This window comes from Bradyrhizobium sp. S3.2.6 (genome assembly GCF_040546885.1).
Taxonomy (GTDB): domain Bacteria; phylum Pseudomonadota; class Alphaproteobacteria; order Rhizobiales; family Xanthobacteraceae; genus Bradyrhizobium; species Bradyrhizobium cytisi.
Window position 1 is genome coordinate 1 of record NZ_JBEPOS010000063.1, and the last position, 1,538, is coordinate 1,538.

The 1,538-nt window shown below is 60.1% G+C and carries 1 protein-coding gene; it reads right to left on the reverse strand.

Annotated elements, in window-relative coordinates:
* Nucleotides 1-424: 424 nt before the first annotated feature.
* Nucleotides 425-1,438, reverse strand: coding sequence for an IS110 family RNA-guided transposase (locus tag ABID58_RS37290; RefSeq protein WP_354037799.1), 1,014 nt, complete (start codon nucleotides 1,436-1,438; stop codon nucleotides 425-427).
* Between the last annotated feature and the right edge of the window lie 100 nt (nucleotides 1,439-1,538).

A 1,538-nucleotide genomic window follows, 5' to 3' on the forward strand; every position in this document is an offset into this window, starting at 1 on the left:
TTACGGTGACACCCATTAGCCGGCCGGTCGTCAAGATGACGAGCGCATTTTTTTTGGCAGCGCAAGCTGCCAAATCTTTCGCTGGTCGCTTTCAGCCACTGTGCTCGAACCGCGCCCGTTTCTTCGGTTGATGGCTGCGTCCGCATCACGGATCGCGCCAGACACCCATCGGGATCAAGCATCGGCCTGAATGAGGCCTGCGCCCTGGCGGCATGACCGCCCCAGAAGAACGTTGGTACCGTTCCGTATCCAAGAGAGTTTCACAGAACCGTGGTTGCCGGCACGCCGGCGCCAATCTCCGGATGGCTTACGTTGCGGGCGATCCGCTGTCACTGCGGCTGGTAACGGCGATCCGGCGTCCAATTCAGTGCAGCTGGTTGTGGCCCCAGTCACCGTACGTGGCTCGCCGGATCGCCGTCGTCCGTCAGGCAAAGCAGCGCGCGACGTCGAACGGCTTGCTCTCCTTCAGGATATGATAACTGGCGCGCGCCAGCTTGTGCGCCAGCGCCTTGGTGGCGACGATGTTGTTGGTCCTGGCCTTTTTGCGTTCATGGAAACGCTTGGCCTCGGGACAAAAGCGCCTGGCGAAGTTCGCCGCCTCGACGAAAGCCCAGGCGAGATATTTGTTGCCGTTCTTGACGTTGCCTTCGCCCTTCTTCTTGCGATTGCTGGTATGGACGCTGTCGACGCAGCGCGCATAGGACGCATAGTTGCCGACGTCGGCAAACCGATCGATCGGACCGGTTTCCAGGACAATGACGGTGGCAAGCGCCTGGCCGATGCCCGGCACGCTGGTCAACAGGGCGTATTGCGGTCGGGGCTTGACGCGCTCTTGCAGGCGCTTCTCCAGAACCTCGATCTGTGATTGCAGCGTGGCGATAACGGCAACGCTGGCCTTGATTGCCAAGCCTACGTCCTCTCCTAGCGGTAGGCTGTCGACCGTATCGGCGGTCAGCCGCTTGATTTGATTGCTGGTCATCCGCCCACCGAGCTGTCTGGCCATGATGTTTTCAACCGACAGAACATGTGTCGTGCATGACTGCACCAGCTGCATGCGCTTGCGCGCCAGATCGCGCACGACGCGATGCTCCCTCGGCAGGATCGTGCCCGTCGGCAGGATGCCCAGCCGCAGCAGGTGCGCCAAGTGCTGCGCATCGGTCTCGTCGCCGCTGTGCTTCAGTCCTTCGTACTGCTTGATCGCCGCCGTGTTGGCGAGATGCACATGGAAGCCCGTATCCTGCAAACCGTCGACCAGCCAATACCAATTGTAGGTCGACTCGACCACGACGCCAGCCAATTCGTCTTGCCACCGAGCCAGAAAGCCGATGATCTTCGCGATGTCGTTGGGCAGCCGCTTCTGCGCCACAACCCGATCGCTATCGTCGATCACAGCGATAACGCTGTTGTTGGAATGCAGATCAATTCCGCTGTACATCATCTTCGCCTCCTCGTGGCCCAAAAGTGATTCGATCACTTCGAACTCACTTTAGCTCCACCGCCTTCTTGGTCGCGAAGGCCGGCTAGATGATCTTCAGTGC

Excerpts from the sequence above, each read along its gene's own strand:
- ABID58_RS37290 (WP_354037799.1), bottom strand. The coding sequence starts at position 1,438 with ATGATGTACAGCGGAATTGATCTGCATTCCAACAACAGCGTTATCGCT.